The 15,688-nt window shown below is 72.5% G+C and carries 16 protein-coding genes; 13 read left to right on the forward strand and 3 right to left on the reverse strand.

The window, feature by feature from the left end:
- Nucleotides 1-187: 187 nt before the first annotated feature.
- Nucleotides 188-355 (forward strand): hypothetical protein, encoded by a 168-nt coding sequence (locus tag IGS69_RS21250; protein ID WP_190902111.1) that lies wholly within the window; start codon nt 188-190, stop codon nt 353-355.
- A 66-nt stretch (nt 356-421) separates the two neighbouring features.
- Here the strand turns inward: IGS69_RS21250 and IGS69_RS21255 are convergent, their stop codons facing one another.
- Nucleotides 422-988: a hypothetical protein gene (locus IGS69_RS21255; protein WP_190902113.1), complete on the reverse strand. Its 567-nt coding sequence runs from the start codon at nt 986-988 to the stop codon at nt 422-424.
- Nucleotides 989-1,099: 111 nt separating this feature from the next.
- On the opposite strand from IGS69_RS21255, the gene tsaB reads away from it, so the two are divergent.
- From tsaB to IGS69_RS21275, 4 genes are read left to right on the forward strand one after another with little or no spacing between them, the layout of a single operon-like run.
- Nucleotides 1,100-1,753, forward strand: a complete 654-nt coding sequence (gene tsaB / locus IGS69_RS21260; protein ID WP_190902115.1) for a tRNA (adenosine(37)-N6)-threonylcarbamoyltransferase complex dimerization subunit type 1 TsaB — start codon at nt 1,100-1,102, stop codon at nt 1,751-1,753.
- Nucleotides 1,750-2,256, forward strand: coding sequence for a ribosomal protein S18-alanine N-acetyltransferase (gene rimI / locus IGS69_RS21265; protein WP_232543601.1), 507 nt, complete (start codon nt 1,750-1,752; stop codon nt 2,254-2,256). Before tsaB ends, rimI begins: the two co-directional genes overlap by 4 nt.
- Nucleotides 2,249-3,340, forward strand: coding sequence for a tRNA (adenosine(37)-N6)-threonylcarbamoyltransferase complex transferase subunit TsaD (gene tsaD, locus IGS69_RS21270; protein ID WP_190902117.1), 1,092 nt, complete (start codon nt 2,249-2,251; stop codon nt 3,338-3,340). The genes rimI and tsaD overlap by 8 nt, the downstream gene beginning before the upstream one ends.
- Nucleotides 3,337-3,594: a hypothetical protein gene (locus IGS69_RS21275; protein WP_190902119.1), complete on the forward strand. Its 258-nt coding sequence runs from the start codon at nt 3,337-3,339 to the stop codon at nt 3,592-3,594. The genes tsaD and IGS69_RS21275 overlap by 4 nt, the downstream gene beginning before the upstream one ends.
- Nucleotides 3,595-3,612: 18 nt before the next feature.
- Here the strand turns inward: IGS69_RS21275 and IGS69_RS21280 are convergent, their stop codons facing one another.
- Complete coding sequence (locus IGS69_RS21280; RefSeq protein ID WP_190902121.1) at nt 3,613-5,913, reverse strand: beta-xylosidase/alpha-l-arabinosidase; 2,301 nt, start codon at nt 5,911-5,913, stop codon at nt 3,613-3,615.
- A gap of 153 nt (nt 5,914-6,066) precedes the next feature.
- Between IGS69_RS21280 and IGS69_RS21285 the strand changes: the two genes are divergently transcribed.
- The 4 genes from IGS69_RS21285 to IGS69_RS21300 all read left to right on the forward strand — a co-directional run bounded on the left by IGS69_RS21285 (nt 6,067) and on the right by IGS69_RS21300 (nt 10,307).
- The gene (locus tag IGS69_RS21285; protein ID WP_190902123.1) at nt 6,067-7,131 is read left to right on the forward strand and encodes a LacI family DNA-binding transcriptional regulator; all 1,065 of its coding nucleotides are present in this window, start codon (nt 6,067-6,069) and stop codon (nt 7,129-7,131) included.
- Between the two features lie 220 nt (nt 7,132-7,351).
- Nucleotides 7,352-8,389, forward strand: coding sequence for an LCP family protein (locus tag IGS69_RS21290; protein ID WP_385863205.1), 1,038 nt, complete (start codon nt 7,352-7,354; stop codon nt 8,387-8,389).
- A 130-nt stretch (nt 8,390-8,519) separates the two neighbouring features.
- Nucleotides 8,520-8,876, forward strand: coding sequence for a YciI family protein (locus IGS69_RS21295; RefSeq protein ID WP_190902125.1), 357 nt, complete (start codon nt 8,520-8,522; stop codon nt 8,874-8,876).
- A gap of 225 nt (nt 8,877-9,101) precedes the next feature.
- The gene (locus IGS69_RS21300) at nt 9,102-10,307 is read left to right on the forward strand and encodes an RNA polymerase sigma factor (RefSeq protein WP_190904587.1); all 1,206 of its coding nucleotides are present in this window, start codon (nt 9,102-9,104) and stop codon (nt 10,305-10,307) included.
- A gap of 3 nt (nt 10,308-10,310) precedes the next feature.
- Here IGS69_RS21300 and IGS69_RS21305 read toward each other — a convergent pair whose 3' ends face one another.
- Nucleotides 10,311-11,474 carry a class I SAM-dependent methyltransferase gene (locus IGS69_RS21305; RefSeq protein ID WP_190902127.1) on the reverse strand — a complete coding sequence of 388 codons (1,164 nt, stop codon included), beginning with the start codon at nt 11,472-11,474 and terminating at the stop codon, nt 10,311-10,313.
- 184 nt (nt 11,475-11,658) lie between these two features.
- On the opposite strand from IGS69_RS21305, the gene IGS69_RS21310 reads away from it, so the two are divergent.
- The 4 genes from IGS69_RS21310 to groL all read left to right on the forward strand — a co-directional run bounded on the left by IGS69_RS21310 (nt 11,659) and on the right by groL (nt 15,626).
- Nucleotides 11,659-12,540 (forward strand): polysaccharide deacetylase family protein, encoded by an 882-nt coding sequence (locus tag IGS69_RS21310; RefSeq protein ID WP_232543602.1) that lies wholly within the window; start codon nt 11,659-11,661, stop codon nt 12,538-12,540.
- Nucleotides 12,537-13,253 (forward strand): polysaccharide deacetylase family protein, encoded by a 717-nt coding sequence (locus IGS69_RS21315; protein WP_190902131.1) that lies wholly within the window; start codon nt 12,537-12,539, stop codon nt 13,251-13,253. Before IGS69_RS21310 ends, IGS69_RS21315 begins: the two co-directional genes overlap by 4 nt.
- 320 nt (nt 13,254-13,573) lie before the next feature.
- Nucleotides 13,574-13,882, forward strand: a complete 309-nt coding sequence (groES, locus tag IGS69_RS21320) for a co-chaperone GroES (protein WP_003974211.1) — start codon at nt 13,574-13,576, stop codon at nt 13,880-13,882.
- Between the two features lie 118 nt (nt 13,883-14,000).
- Nucleotides 14,001-15,626: a chaperonin GroEL gene (groL, locus tag IGS69_RS21325; protein ID WP_190902133.1), complete on the forward strand. Its 1,626-nt coding sequence runs from the start codon at nt 14,001-14,003 to the stop codon at nt 15,624-15,626.
- Nucleotides 15,627-15,688: the final 62 nt, after the last annotated feature.

Consider the following 15,688-nt stretch of genomic DNA (forward strand, 5'->3'; position numbering starts at 1 on the left):
GCGCGCTCTGCCCGGGTACCCGCCGCCCGAAGCCCCCGGGTGAGTCCCGGCGTGCGGTCATTTGATGGACGTTCCGACAAGACGTCGGCAAGATGTTGCGTCCGGCGTCTTGTGCGTGGTCACATGGTATCCAGTCCGTAGTTAGGTGTGCCTAACTTCGTTTGCCCCGGCCCTTCGGGAGGCGTCCATGTCGGCTACAGAGAGCAAGGGGCAGCCGCAGCGGTTCGCGGTCGCCGGGGTGTCCATGCGCGACCTGCTGGCGGCCGGCGAGGCGGCGGCGCTGATCTCCACGCCCCCGCGCGCTCCCGACCCGGAGTTCTCCGATCGAGTCCCCGAGCACCGCGAAGCCGCCTAGGACCTGTCGTCACATTCCCGTCTGCCGCGCGACGCCCGGACCTGGGACCGGCCCGGACGGCTGGTCCTAGCGGACGACCACGACCGTGCGGCCGATCGTCGCGAACGTCCACATCGCGTCGCCGTCCGCGCGGGACTCACGGATACCGCCCGTGCGGGCCTTCGGACCGGAGGCCGGGGCGGAGGCGGCCGGGCCTCCCACGGCCGAGCTGAAGCCGATCACCACGCCGTCGACGGTCGCGAAGCGCACCACGTGCTCGATCGGGACGCCGTCGGACCCGGTGACCGAGTTCGAGCGGGACGTCACCGAGTAGCTGCCCGGCGCCGGGTCCACCGCGCTCGGAACCACCTTGAACGTACGGCTGACCGCCTCGTCCGCGGCGACCAGCCACACCCGGTCGCCGCGCAGCGAGTACACGACCCGGGCGCCCTTGCCCGAGTCGCCGGGCAGTGCCGTGGGGTCCTTCTTCACCTGGGGCGCCTTCGACGTGCCCGCCGCCGGGGCGGCGCCCGCGTGCGCCGCTCTGCCGAGGCCGGGGGGAAGGGACTCGGCTGCCTGATGGGCGAGGTAGCCGACCGTCGCGAGGGCCGCGGCGGTGAGCCCGGCCACGATTCCCGAGCTGCTGGCTGACACCGGAGTCCACCTCACGTCGTATCGCTGTCGTGACGGTAGGTGACGGTAGCAGCACGTGACGACCCGACAGGTGCGGCCGTGCCGGGCCCCGGGGAGCCGTAGGCTGTTTGCGTGCTCTTGCTCGCTCTGGATACCGCCACGCCCGCCGTCACCGTCGCGCTGCACGACGGACGCGATGTCATCACCTCCTCGAGTCAGGTGGACGCGCGCCGGCACGGGGAACTGCTGCTGCCGGCGATCGACCGGGTCTTCGCCGAGGCCGGTCTGCGGCTCGACGCCGTCACGGGGATCGTCGCCGGGATCGGTCCGGGACCGTACACCGGGCTGCGCGTCGGCCTGATGACCGCGGACACCTTCGGGCTCGCGCTCGGTGTCCCCGTGCACGGCGTGTGCACGCTGGACGGCCTCGCCTACGCCGCCGACCTGGAGGGCCCGTTCGTCGTCGCGACCGACGCCCGCCGCAAGGAGGTGTACTGGGCCCGCTACAGCGACTCCCGGACCCGGGTCACCGACCCGGCCGTGGACCGGCCCGCCGACATCGCCGAGCAGGTCGAGGGGCTGCCCGCGATCGGTGCGGGCGCGCTGCTGTACCCGGACACCTTCCCCAAGGCGCACGAGCCGGAGCACGTGTCCGCCGCCGCCCTCGCCCGGCTGGCCGCCGAGAAGCTGGCGGCCGGCGAGGAACTCCCCGCGCCCCGGCCGCTCTACCTGCGCCGCCCCGACGCCCAGGTCCCCAAGAACTACAAGGTGGTCACCCCCAAGTGACCGAACCCGTGACGTGTGCGCTGCGCGAGATGCGCTGGTGGGACATCGACTCCGTGCTGGAACTCGAGCGGGACCTGTTCCCCGAGGACGCCTGGTCCCGGGGCATGTTCTGGTCCGAGCTGGCCCATGCGCGGGGACCCGGGGCCAACCGGCGCTACGTGGTCGCCGAGGACGGCTCCCGGATCGTCGGCTACGCCGGTCTGGTCGCCACCGGCGAGCAGGCCGACGTCCAGACCCTCGCCGTCTCCCGCGAGCTGTGGGGCACCGGCCTCGGCGGCCGGCTGCTGGCCGAGCTGCTGCGGGCGGCCGGTGCCTTCGAGTGCGCCGAGGTGATGCTGGAGTGCCGGGTCGACAACGTCCGCGCACAGAAGCTGTACGAGCGCTTCGGCTTCGAGCCCATCGGTTTCCGGCGCGGCTACTACCAGCCCGGGAACGTGGACGCCCTGGTGATGCGCCTGACCGCCCCCGAGAACTCCGTACAAGGAACCGAGATCAATGGCTGACGAACCCCTCGTACTGGGAATCGAGACCTCCTGCGACGAGACCGGCGTCGGCATCGTGCGGGGCACCACCCTGCTGGCCGACGCCGTGGCCTCCAGCGTCGACGAGCACGCCCGCTTCGGCGGCGTCGTCCCGGAGGTCGCGAGCCGCGCCCATCTGGAGGCGATGGTCCCGACCATCGACCGGGCGCTGAAGGAGGCGGGCGTCACCGCCCGCGACCTCGACGGCGTCGCCGTCACCGCCGGACCCGGGCTCGCCGGTGCCCTGCTGGTCGGCGTCTCCGCGGCGAAGGCCTACGCCTACGCCCTCGGCAAGCCCCTCTACGGCGTCAACCACCTCGCCTCGCACATCTGCGTGGACCAGCTGGAGCACGGCGCGCTGCCCGAGCCGACCATGGCCCTGCTGGTCTCCGGCGGCCACTCCTCGCTGCTGCTGTCCTCGGACATCACCTCCGACGTCCGCCCGATGGGCGCCACCATCGACGACGCGGCCGGCGAGGCCTTCGACAAGATCGCCCGCGTGCTGAACCTGGGTTTCCCCGGCGGCCCGGTCATCGACCGGTACGCGAAGGAGGGCGACCCGAACGCGATCGCCTTCCCCCGCGGTCTGACCGGCCCGCGCGACCCGGCCTACGACTTCTCCTTCTCGGGGCTGAAGACCGCCGTGGCCCGCTGGATCGAGGCCAGGCGGGCGGCGGGAGAGGAGGTGCCGGTACGGGACGTGGCGGCGTCCTTCCAGGAGGCGGTCGTCGACGTGCTGACCCGCAAGGCCGTCCGGGCCTGCAAGGACGAGGGCGTCGACCACCTGATGATCGGCGGCGGCGTGGCCGCCAACTCGCGGCTGCGCGTCCTCGCCCAGGAGCGCTGCGAGGCCGCCGGCATCCGGTTGCGCGTGCCGCGGCCCAAGCTGTGCACGGACAACGGCGCGATGGTCGCCGCCCTCGGCGCCGAGATGGTCGCCCGCAACCGGGCGGCGTCGGCCTGGGACCTGTCGGCGGACTCGTCCCTGCCGGTCACCGAGCCGCACGTGCCCGGGCACGACCACGACCATGTGCACGAGGTCAGCAAGGAGAACCTCTACTCGTGACGGTCGCGTTGATGTGGGAGGCCCGGGCGTCCGAGGGGCGGGGTGCGGACCTGCTCGCCTGGGCCCGGGCGCAGGAGCTCGTGCGTGAGCCCCTGCGCCGGGAGTTCCTCCGGGCGCCGCAGGACCGGGTCCTCGTCATCACCTGGTGGGACGCGCCCTACGACGCCGAGCTGCCCGAACTGCCCGAGCCGGACGGGGAACTGGTCACGCGGGCGGTGCACCGGTGGCGGTTCGAGTCGGTCTCCGAAGGCTGACCGGGGCCGGCCCGGGTCTCACGCCACCTCGGTCTCGCAGCGCAGCCGCCGGTCGGGGCCGAGCACCCGGACCGGGCCCGTCAGGGTGAGGTGCGCGGTGTGCCGTACGTCCGCGCTCGACGCCGCCAGCCTCAGCTCCACGGCGCCCGGCTCGACCACCCGGCGGCCCGAGCGGTCGGTGAAGGACGACAGGTCCGCGTGGAAGCGGAAGGTCACCCGGGCCGCGTCGCCCGGGGCCGCAGTCACCCGCTGGTAGCCGATCAGCCGCATGTCGGGGCGCGTCACGGACGCCACCGGGTCGTGCAGATACAGCTGCACCACCTCCGCGGCCTCACGAGCGCCGGTGTTGCGGACGGTTACCGACACCTCGTACGAGCCGTCCGTGCCGATCTCGACCGGCCCGGTGGCGGCGGGCACCTCCCAGGCGAACGCCGCGTACGAGCGGCCGTGGCCGAAGGCGTACAGCGGGGTCGGGTCGAGGTTGCTGACCTCGCCCGCCAGGCCCAGGGGCGGCTGGAGGTAGGTCCAGGGCTGCCCGCCGGGCAGCCGCGGGACGCTGACGGGCAGGCGACCGGAGGGGTTGACCCGGCCCGACAGGACGCCCGCGACCGCCGGGCCGCCCTCCTCGCCCGGGAAGAACGCCTGGACGACCGCGCCCAGCCGGCCGTGCCAGCGGCCCAGCGCGTAGGGGCGGCCGGTCAGCAGCACCAGCACCACCGGGACGCCGGTGGCGACCAGCGCGTCCAGCAACTCGCCCTGGGCGCCCGGCAGGCCGAGGTCCGTCGCGTCGCAGCCCTCGCCCGAGGTGCCCCGGCCGAACAGGCCCGCCCGGTCGCCGAGGACCGCCACGCACACGTCCGCCTCGGCGGTGCGGGCGATCGCCTCCTCGAAGCCCCCCGTATCCGGGTCGGTCACGTCGCAGCCCTGCGCGAACGTCACCTTGGCGTCGGGGAGTTCGGAGCGCAGGGCGTCCAGGACGGTCGGGATCTCGATGCCGACCGGCACGTCGGGGTGGTGGGGCAGGACATGGGACGGGAAGGAGTAGCAGCCCAGCATGGCCAGGGAGTCGGCCGCCCGGGGGCCGACCACCGCGATACGGGTGTCGGGGGCCAGCGGGAGCAGGCCGTCGGGGTTGTCGAGCAGGACCACCGACTCCTCGGCCAGGCGGCGGGCCAGGATCCGGTTGCCCGTCGAGTCGAGATCGACCGCCGCGGCCGGCTCGGGCGCCCAGTCCTCGTCGAGCAGGCCCAGTTCGCACTTCTGGAGCAGGACGCGGCGGGCCGCACGGTCCACGAGCTCCTCGGGGACCGCACCCGAGCGGACCGCCTCCAGCAGCGGCCTGCCGTAGCACTTGACGGTGGGCAGCTCGACGTCGATGCCGGCGGTGAGGGCCGCGTGGGCCGCCGCGGCCGGGGTCGCGGCGACCCGGTGGAGGGTCTGGAGGAAGCCGACGCCGAAGTAGTCGGCGACGACCGTGCCGGTGAAGCCCCACTCCTCGCGCAGGAGACGGGTCAGCAGCCCCGGGTCCGCGGAGGCCGGCACCCCGTCCGTCTCGGTGTAGGCGGCCATCACCGAGCGGGCCCCGCCCTCGCGCAGGGCCATCTCGAAGGGCGGCAGGGTGACGTCGGCGAACTCGCGGACCCCGGCCCGCACCGGGGCGAGGTTGCGGGCGCCGGCCGAAGAGGCGTACCCGGCGAAGTGCTTGAGCGTGGCGACGACCCCGGCCGACTCCAGGCCCCGCACATAGGCCGTGCCGACCGTGGCGACCAGGTACGGGTCCTCGCCGATGGTCTCCTCCACGCGGCCCCAGCGCGGATCGCGGACGACGTCCAGCACCGGGGCGAGGCCCTGGTGCACACCGGCCGAGCGCAGGTCGTCGCCGATGCGGCGGGCCATCTCCTCGACCAGCGGCGGATCCCAGGTCGCGCCCCAGGCCAGCGGAACCGGGTAGGCCGTGGCCCGCCATGCGGTGAAGCCGGCCAGGCACTCCTCGTGCGCGATCGCCGGGATGCCGAAGCGTCCGGCCGCGGTGATACGGCGCTGGGCACGCGCCAGGGCCTGCGCGCCGACTGCCGGATCCACGGGGGCGGTGCCGAAGGAGCGCGTCAGCTGGCCGAGGCCATGGGTGATCAGCTCGTCCCAGTCGTAGTCGACGGTCATGTCGTGCTGGTGCGGAGCGACTCCGTCGCCGTCCGTCGCGGCGCCCACCCACACGCCGTACAACTGGGCGGTCTTCTCCTCCAGGGTCATCCGGGAGAGCAGGTCGTCGACGCGGGCGGCGGCGGGCAGCGCGGGGTCACGCCAGGGCGCGGTGGTCATGAAGCTCCTGTCGGGTGGACGGACGGCCCTCTCACGAACGTTCCTACTCACGAACATTCCTACGAATGTTTCGTAATGAACTTCGAATGTTCCGGGAACCTATGGCGGTGTGAGGACTTCGTCAAGGGGGCCCGCAGGGTTACGATCGCCGCCATGACATCCCCGGAGCCCGTTGAAAGCCGGACGCAGACCCGGATGCGGGGGCGCACGGCGCAGACCGCGACGCTCGCTGAGATCGCCCGAGAGGCGGGCGTCTCGGCGCCGACTGTTTCGAAGGTCCTCAACGGCCGGGCCGACGTCGCCCCGGCCACCCGGTCCCGCGTCGAGGACCTGCTGCGCGCCCACGGCTACCGGCGTCGCCGTGCCGAGGCGACCCGCTCACCCCTGATCGACCTGGTCTTCCACGAGCTGGAGAGCGCCTGGGCGATGGAGGTCATCCGGGGCGTGGAGAACGTGGCCCGGGACGCCGGGCTCAGTGTCGTGCTGTCCGAGAGCGCGGGGCGGCTCACGCCGGGGCGGACCTGGGCCGACCAGGTCGCCGCGCGCCGGCCGCACGGCGTGATCCTGGTCCTGTCCGGGCTCGACGAGTCGCAGCGCGCGCTGCTGACCAGCCGTTCCATCCCGTTCGTGGTGATGGACCCGGCCGGCGACCCCGGCGCCGACGTGCCGTCGATCGGCGCGACCAACTGGCAGGGCGGCCTCGCCGCCACCCGGCATCTGGTCGAGCTGGGACACCGCAGGATCGGCGCGATCAGCGGGCCCTCGCAGATGATGTGCAGCCGGGCCCGGATCGACGGCTACCGGGCCGCGCTGGAGACGGCAGGGCTCCCGGTGGATCCCGCCCTGATCGCCACCGGCGACTTCCACCACGAGGCCGGCTACCGGCGGGGCCTGGAACTGCTGCGCCGCCCGGACCGGCCGACCGCCGTCTTCGCCGGGAACGACCTCCAGGCGCTCGGGCTGTACGAGGCCGCGCGCGAACTGGGGTTGCGCATTCCGGAGGACCTGAGCGTGGTCGGCTTCGACGATCTGCCGGTGGCGCCCTGGGTCGGGCCGCCGCTGACGACCGTACGGCAGCCGCTGACGGAGATGGCCGAGGCCGCGGCCAAGCTGGTCCTCGACCTCGGGCGGGACGAGGGGACGGAGGCGGCGACGAGGGTGGAGCTGGCGACGACTCTGGTGGTGCGCAGCAGCACGGCGGGGCCGCCGGAGGAGTAGAAGCTGTGTTGACGGGTGTGCCGGACGCCTCCGCACCGCACCGAAGCCAATCGGTTGCACCGCCGAAACTTTCGGCGACAGGGCTCAACGGCTCGGTGCGGGAGCCATCCGGTGCCGCTGGTGACACCGGTGTGAGCCCGGGCCATGAAATCTGAGAATTTCCGAAGAAAGGGCGCCCTGGGCTCCCTGCCCGTAATAATTCGGACTTACGTTCCTGCCCGTGACGGGACTCAACGGGGACGAGGGTACGGACGTGGGCCGGCGGTCGAGAGCACTGAAGATCGCCGGCCTCACTCTGGCGGGGACGCTGGTGCTGGGCGCCGGAGCCGCGGGCTGGGCCTACTGGCATCTCAGCGACAACATCAAAGGCGTCGACATCGACAACGCGCTGGGCGACGACCGGCCGCCGAAGCCGATGACCACACCGTCGCCCTCCGGCCCGGCCCTGCCGAGTGAGGCCCTCAACATCCTGGTCCTGGGCTCGGACTCGCGCAGCGGCGAGGAGAACCGCCGGCTCGGCGGCGGGGACAGCTCCGGCGCCCGCTCCGACACGACGATGGTCGTCCACCTCGACGCCGGGCGGACCAGTGCGACGGTGGTGAGCATCCCGCGCGACACCCTGGTCACCCGCCCGTCCTGCCCTCGGCCGTCCGGCGGTTCGACGGCGGTCGCCCACCACTCCATGTTCAACAGCGCGTACGAGGTCGGCGGGCCGGTCTGTGCGGTGAAGACGGTCGAGGAGATGACGAACGTCCGCATGGACCACTACCTCGAGATCGACTTCTCGGGCTTCGCCAAGCTGGTCGACGCGCTCGGCGGTGTCACCGTCACCACGGACGAGGACATCGCCGACGAGGACAGTCGGCTGCGGCTCGAGGCGGGCACCCACCACCTCGACGGCACCCAGGCCCTCGGGCTGGCCCGCACCCGGCACGGCATAGGCGACGGCAGCGACCTGGGCCGTATAGGTCTCCAGCAGAAGCTGGTGAAGGCCCTGCTGGAGCAGATCGCCTCCCAGGACCTGCTCACCGATCCGGCGAAGCTGTACCGCGTCGCGGACACGGTCACCGCCGGCCTCACCACGGACACCGGCCTGGACTCCCTCGCCGAACTGACCCGGCTCGCCCAGAGCCTGCAGGGCCTCCCGGCGAGCGGGGTGCGGACGGTGATGATGCCCGTGGTGCAGGCCCCGTCGGACCCCAACCGGGTGGTGGCCGAGGAGCCCGAGGCGGGGAAGCTGTGGGAGTCGCTGCGCTGACCTGTGTGAACGTGTCCCGGAAAAGATCTCCGAGAAATTCCGGCGAGCATGTCGATCCGTCGTTCTCCCGATCGACGCAGGGGTGAGAGCGGGGAACAGCCCCGCCGGCCGAAGACCCCGAGGAGTCACCATGCCGCGCTTTCTCACCCTGATCCGCATCGACGAGAAGAACGCGCCCGCGGACGGCCCGAGCCCCGAGCTCATGGAGCGGATGGGCACGCTGCTGGAGGAGATCACCAAGGCGGGCGTCATGCTCGACACGGCCGGGCTCACGCCGACCTCGGACGGCAGCCGGGTGACCTGGGAAGGCGGACAGCTCTCCGTCACCGACGGTCCCTTCACCGAGTCCAAGGAGGTCATCGGCGGCTACTCGATCAGCCAGTGCAAGGACAAGGCCGAGGCGATCGAGTGGACCAAGCGGTTCCTGTCGCTGCACGAGGACTACTGGACGATCACCGCCGAGGTCCGGCAGATCGCCGAGGACTGACGGGTCCGAGCGGCCGCTTCCGCTTGGCCGGGCGCCACGCGGGGTGTCTGATGGTGGGCTGTGACCCCGCAGCCCACCCCGGCCTCGCAGCCCACCCCACCCCCGCCACCCCGGCCCGGCCGTACAACCGAGGGCGCGGAGGGCGCCGAGGGCGCCGAAGTCGTCGAGGGCGCCGAAGTCGTCGAGGTCGTCGAAGTCGTCGAGGTCGTCGAGACCGTCTTTCGGATGGAGTCGCCCCGGATCATCGCCGCAGTCGCACGGGTCGTCCGGGACGTCGGGATCGCCGAGGAACTCGCGCAGGACGCGCTGGTCGCGGCACTGGAGCAGTGGCCGCGGGACGGGGTGCCCGACAACCCGGGCGCCTGGCTCATGACCGCCGCCCGGCACCGCGCCGTCGACCTGGTCCGGCGCCGGGAGAACTACGCCCGCAAGCTGGCGGAGATCGGCCGGGACCTGTCGGAGACGGCTCCCCCTCAGGAGCCCGCCGACCCCGACGACATCGACGACGACCTGCTCCGCCTCGTCTTCACGGCCTGCCACCCGGTGCTGTCCACCGAGGCCCGCACCGCCCTCACCCTGCGCCTGCTCGGCGGCCTGACCACGACCGAGATCGCCCGCGCCTTCCTGGTCCCGGAGCCGACGGTCGCGCAGCGCATCGTCCGCGCCAAGCGCACCCTCGCGACGAGGAACGTCGCCTTCGAGGTGCCGCACGGCCCCGACCGCGAGGCCCGCCTCGGCTCGGTCCTCGACGTCATCTACCTCATCTTCAACGAGGGCTACGCCGCCACGGCCGGCGACGACTGGCTCCGCCCCTCCCTGTGCGAGGACGCCCTGCGCCTGGCCCGGGTGCTCTCGGCCCTCATGCCGAAGGAAACCGAGGTGCACGGCCTCACCGCGCTCCTGGAGCTCCAGGCCTCCCGCACGGCCGCCCGCACCGGCCCCTCCGGCGAGCCGGTCCTGCTGAAGGACCAGAACCGCGCCCGCTGGAACCGCATGCTCATCGCCCGCGGCATCACCGCCCTGGGCCGGGCCGAGGCCACCTCCTCCGGCGCCCCGGGCCCGTACCTCCTCCAGGCGGCCATCGCCGCCTGCCACGCGCACGCGTACACCTACGAGGAGACCGACTGGTCCCGCATCGCCACCCTCTACGGCCTCCTGGCCGCCCGCTCCCCGTCCCCCGTCGTGGAGCTGAACCGCGCGGTGGCCGTCTCGATGTCCGAGGGCCCGGCCGCCGCCCTCGCCCTCGTCGACGCCCTGACCGGCGACCCCGCCCTGCGCGACTACCACCTGCTGCCCAGCGTCCGCGGCGACCTCCTGGCCCGCCTCGGTCGTACGGCCGAGGCCCGGGCGGAGTTCGAACGCGCGGCGTCGCTCACGCGCAACGAGCGGGAGCGGGACCTGCTGCTGCGCCGGGCGGCCGAACCGTCCTGAAGGTCAGGCAGGGTGCCCGATGAGCATCGCCGGTGCCCCCGCGACCCGGGTCAGGAACACCGTGGCCGCGTGCGGCCCCTGCGGTTTGACCTTCTTGCGGAGCTCCTCCGGCTCGACCGCCGAACCCCGCTTCTTGACGGTGAGAACGCCGACCCGGCGCTCCCTCAGCAGCGCCTTCAACTTCTTGACGTTGAAGGGCAGATGGTCGGTGATCTCGTAGGCGGTGGCGTACGGGGTCGGGTGCAGGGCGTCGGCCGTGACGTACGCGATGGTCGGATCGAGCAGCCCGCCGCCCACCCGGTCGGCCACCTCCGCGACCAGGTGGGCGCGGATGACGGCGCCGTCGGGCTCGTAGAGGTAGCGGCCGGGCGGGCGGACCTCCGGGTCGGGCAGGCCGCGGGAGAGCAGGGTGCGGGGGCCCGGCAGGAGGGTGGCCCGCACCGCCCCCGGCTCGGTGCCGAACCACAGCACCGCCTCCTTGACGTCCCCGCCGTCGGAGATCCACTCGGCCTCGGCGTCCTCGGGGACCGCCTCGTGCGGGATGCCGGGGGCGACCTTCAGCGCGGCGCCGCGCGGGGCCCGGCGGGCCGCGGAGACCGCCCAGGAGAGGGGCGGTGAGTAGGCCTCGGGGTCGAAGATCCGGCCACGGCCGCCGCGCCGGGCGGGGTCGACGAACACGGCGTCGAAACCGGTCGTGTCCACGTCCATGACATCCGCCTCGCGCACCTCGACGAGGCCGGACAGTCCCAGCGCGTCGGCGTTCGCCCGGGCCACCGCGGCCGTCTGCGCGTCCCGGTCCACGGCCAGCACCCGGATCCCGGCACGGGCCAGCGCGATCGCGTCACCGCCGATGCCGCAGCACAGGTCGGCGACCGAGGTGATGCCCGCCTCGGCCATCCGCCGGGCCCGGTAGGCCGCCACGCTCGCCCGGGTCGACTGCTCGACGCCGTTCGGCGTGAAGAACATCCGGCCCGCGTCCTCGGCCCCGAACTTCACCACCGCCCGCTGCCGCAGCCGCGCCTGCCCGAGCGCCGCCGACACCAGCTCGGCGGGGTGCTCGCGGCGCAGCCGGGTCGCGACGGCCAGCTCCTGCGCCGGGTCGGTGTCCCGCACCTCGTCGAGCAGGGCGCGGCCTTCGGGGGTGAGGAGGGGAGCGAGGTCGTTCACCGGATCATTGTCGGCCACGGCGGCGGGCGGGTGGCGTGTGGGCCAGTCGGTGGATGGTGGGGCGCCGGCCGCGGTGTCGGGCGGGGATCGAGGGGAGGCGCTGCGAGGATCCGGCACCATGCGAGCAGTCGTACAAAATGACAAAAGCCGGGCGCGGGGGGCATCGGGACGAAGGTCCGCGGGCGTGCGGATCGGCCTCACCGTGCTCGTCCTCGCCGCCATCGCCTCCGGCTGCGCGCAGGACGGCGGCAGCGACCGGGTCACCCCGGCGGGCGGCCAGCAGCCCCTCGACGCGCCCCCGGCCCGCGCGCTCGACTCCTACGCAACCAAGCTGCGCGCCGCGCACGCCGCCCGGGTCGCCGCTGCGCACCGCTGGGGTCTGCGCAAGGTCCCCCGCGCCGCCCCGCCGGCCCCGGCGAAGAAGCCGAGGATCAGGACCCGCAAGGGCTTCGAGGTGGACGGCCACCGGGAGCTGGACCTGCCGCCCGTCTTCACCAGGATCCCCACCCGCGACAAGGTCGTCTTCCTCACCATCGACGACGGCGCCGAGAAGGACCCGGCCTTCCTGCGGATGATGAGCGACCTGGACGTCCCGTACACCGCCTTCCTCAGCGGCTACCTGGTCAAGGACGACACCCGCTACTTCCGGACGATGCAGTCCAAGGGCGTGGTCCTGAACAACCACACCCTCCACCACCCCAATCTGCGGGGCATGTCCTACCGGGCGCAGAAGCGCGAGATCTGCGGCATGCAGCGCTATGTGCAAAGGCAGTTCGGCAAGCGCCCGGCCCTCTTCCGCCCGCCCTACGGCAGCTACGACCGGGCGACCCTGCGCGCCGCCAAGACCTGTGGCATCGCGTACGTCCCCCTGTGGAACGAGGAGGTCTTCGCCGACCACTGGGAGTACCGCGAGGGGGACCGCAAGCTGCGCCGGGGCGACATCGTCCTCACCCACTTCCGGGGCCGCGACCAGTGGAAGGGCACGATGGCCGACATGGTGCGCCGTTTCCTGAACAAGGCGACGGCCCAGGGGTACGCGGTCGGGCGGCTGGAGGACTACCTGTGAGGCGGCCGGCCGCCGCCCTGCTGTGCGCGGTCCTGCTGGCCGGCTGCGCCGGGGGCGCGGGGGAGCCGCCGGGCGCAGCTGACGGCCGGGCGCAGGACCCGCCCCGCGCGGTGCGCGCCCCCCACGCGCTTCCGCCCGTCGTGGACCACGTCCCCACCCGCGAACCCGTCGTCTTCCTCACCTACGACGACGGCGCCGAACGCGACCCCCGCTTCGTCGGCCTCGTCCGCGAACGGCGCCTGCCCGTCAGCATGTTCCTCACCGACAGCGTCGTGGGCCCCGGCTACGGCCACTTCGCCCGGCTGCGCGCGGTCGGCGCGTCCATCCAGAACCACACCCTCGACCACCCCGCCCTGCGCGGCCTGCCCTACGCCGGCCAACGCGCCGAGATCTGCGGCCAGCAGCACAAGCTCCGCTCCCGCTTCGGCATCACCCCCCGCCTCTTCCGCCCGCCCTACGGCACGTACGACAGGACGACCCTGCGCGCGGCAGCCGACTGCGGCATCACGGCGGTCGTCCTGTGGCGGGCGTCCCTGAACACCGACGGCGAACTGACCTACACCCGGGGCGAGCGGGGCCTGCGGCCGGGCGACATCGTCTCCGTGCCGGCGGGCGAGACGATGACCCCGAGCCTGACGGAACGGACCATGCGCCTGCTGCGCGAGATCGAGCGGAAGGGGCTTCGGGTGGGCCGGCTGGAGGACCACTTGTAGGACCACCCGTGGGACCACCTGCAGAGCCGTCCCTGGGACCACCTCCAGGACCGCCCCCGGGGCCACCCGTGGGACCACCTGCATGACCCCCGACGGACCGTCCGGCGGACCAACTGGAGGAGCACTCGGCCGACGCGCGGTCGGCAATTAGCAGTCCGCTTGACCGAGTGCTAATCGCAGTCATAGTCTCGGCTTTGGCACTCCCCCTAGGAGAGTGCCAACACAGCGACGGGCAGGTCCGGCACCCGCGACGACGGATCCACCTGGTCGCCACCTCAGACAGTTAACCCCGTGAGATCTCCGAAGGGGGAGGTCGGATCGTGACGACCACCAGCTCCAAGGTTGCCATCAAGCCGCTCGAGGACCGCATTGTGGTCCAGCCGCTCGACGCCGAGCAGACCACCGCCTCTGGCCTGGTCATCCCGGACACCGCCAAGGAGAAGCCCCAGGAGGGCGTCGTCCTGGCCGTGGGCCCGGGCCGCTTCGAGGACGGCAACCGTCTTCCGCTCGACGTCTCCGTCGGTGACGTCGTGCTCTACAGCAAGTACGGCGGCACCGAGGTGAAGTACAACGGCGAGGAGTACCTCGTCCTCTCGGCCCGCGACGTGCTCGCGATCGTCGAGAAGTAATTCACCCCAAGCACATTGCTTTTGAAGCTGCGCCCCTGGCCCCCCGCGATCGACATGAAGCCGGGCGCCCGGGGCGCAGTGCCGTATATCCCAGATTCGGAAGAGGGCTCACGCTCCCATGGCGAAGATCCTGAAGTTCGACGAGGACGCCCGTCGCGCCCTCGAGCGCGGCGTCAACAAGCTTGCCGACACGGTCAAGGTGACGATCGGCCCCAAGGGCCGCAACGTCGTCATCGACAAGAAGTTCGGCGCTCCCACCATCACCAACGACGGTGTGACCATCGCCCGTGAGGTCGAGGTCGAGGACCCGTACGAGAACCTCGGTGCCCAGCTGGTCAAGGAGGTGGCGACCAAGACCAACGACATCGCGGGTGACGGTACGACCACCGCGACCGTGCTCGCCCAGGCGCTCGTGCGCGAGGGCCTGAAGAACGTCGCCGCCGGTGCCTCCCCGGCCGCCCTGAAGAAGGGCATCGACGCCGCCGTCGCCGCGGTCTCCGAGGAGCTCCTCGCGACCGCCCGGCCGATCGACGAGAAGTCCGACATCGCCGCCGTCGCCGGTCTGTCCGCCCAGGACCAGCAGGTCGGCGAGCTCATCGCCGAGGCGATGGACAAGGTCGGCAAGGACGGTGTCATCACCGTCGAGGAGTCCAACACCTTCGGTCTGGAGCTGGACTTCACCGAGGGCATGGCCTTCGACAAGGGCTACCTGTCGCCGTACTTCGTGACGGACCAGGAGCGCATGGAAGCCGTCCTGGACGACCCGTACATTCTCATCACGCAGGGCAAGATCTCCGCCATCGCGGACCTCCTGCCGCTGCTGGAGAAGATCATCCAGTCGAACGCCTCCAAGCCGCTGCTGATCATCGCCGAGGACGTCGAGGGCGAGGCCCTGTCGACCCTCGTCGTGAACAAGATCCGCGGCACGTTCAACGCCGTCGCCGTGAAGGCCCCCGGCTTCGGCGACCGCCGCAAGGCGATGCTGCAGGACCTGGCGGTCCTCACCGGCGCCACGGTCGTCTCCGAGGAGGTCGGCCTCAAGCTCGACCAGGTCGGCCTGGACGTGCTCGGCTCCGCCCGCCGCGTCACCGTCACCAAGGACGACACCACCATCGTCGACGGCGCCGGCAAGAAGGAAGACGTGCAGGCCCGCGTCGCCCAGATCAAGGCCGAGATCGAGACCACGGACTCCGACTGGGACCGCGAGAAGCTCCAGGAGCGCCTCGCGAAGCTGGCCGGCGGCGTGTGCGTCATCCGCGTGGGTGCCGCCACCGAGGTCGAGCTCAAGGAGCGCAAGCACCGTCTGGAGGACGCCATCTCCGCGACCCGCGCCGCGGTCGAGGAGGGCATCGTCTCCGGTGGTGGCTCCGCCCTGGTCCACGCCGTCAAGGTCCTCGAGGGCAACCTCGGCAAGTCCGGCGACGAGGCCACGGGTGTCGCGGTCGTCCGCAAGGCCGCCGTCGAGCCGCTGCGCTGGATCGCCGAGAACGCCGGCCTCGAGGGCTACGTCATCACCTCCAAGGTCGCCGAGCTCGACAAGAACCAGGGCTTCAACGCCGCCACCGGCGAGTACGGCGACCTGGTCAAGGCCGGCGTCATCGACCCGGTGAAGGTCACCCGCTCCGCCCTGGAGAACGCCGCCTCCATCGCCTCCCTCCTCCTCACGACCGAGACCCTGGTCGTCGAGAAGAAGGAAGAGGAGGAGCCGGCCGCGGCGGGCCACGGCCACGGCCACGCCCACTGACGACCAAGGTCGCCAGAGCCTGAGTGAGGGCCCGGCACCCCGGAAACGGGGTGCCGGGCCCT

It is taken from the genome of Streptomyces tuirus (genome assembly GCF_014701095.1).
Taxonomy (GTDB): Bacteria; Actinomycetota; Actinomycetes; order Streptomycetales; family Streptomycetaceae; genus Streptomyces; species Streptomyces tuirus.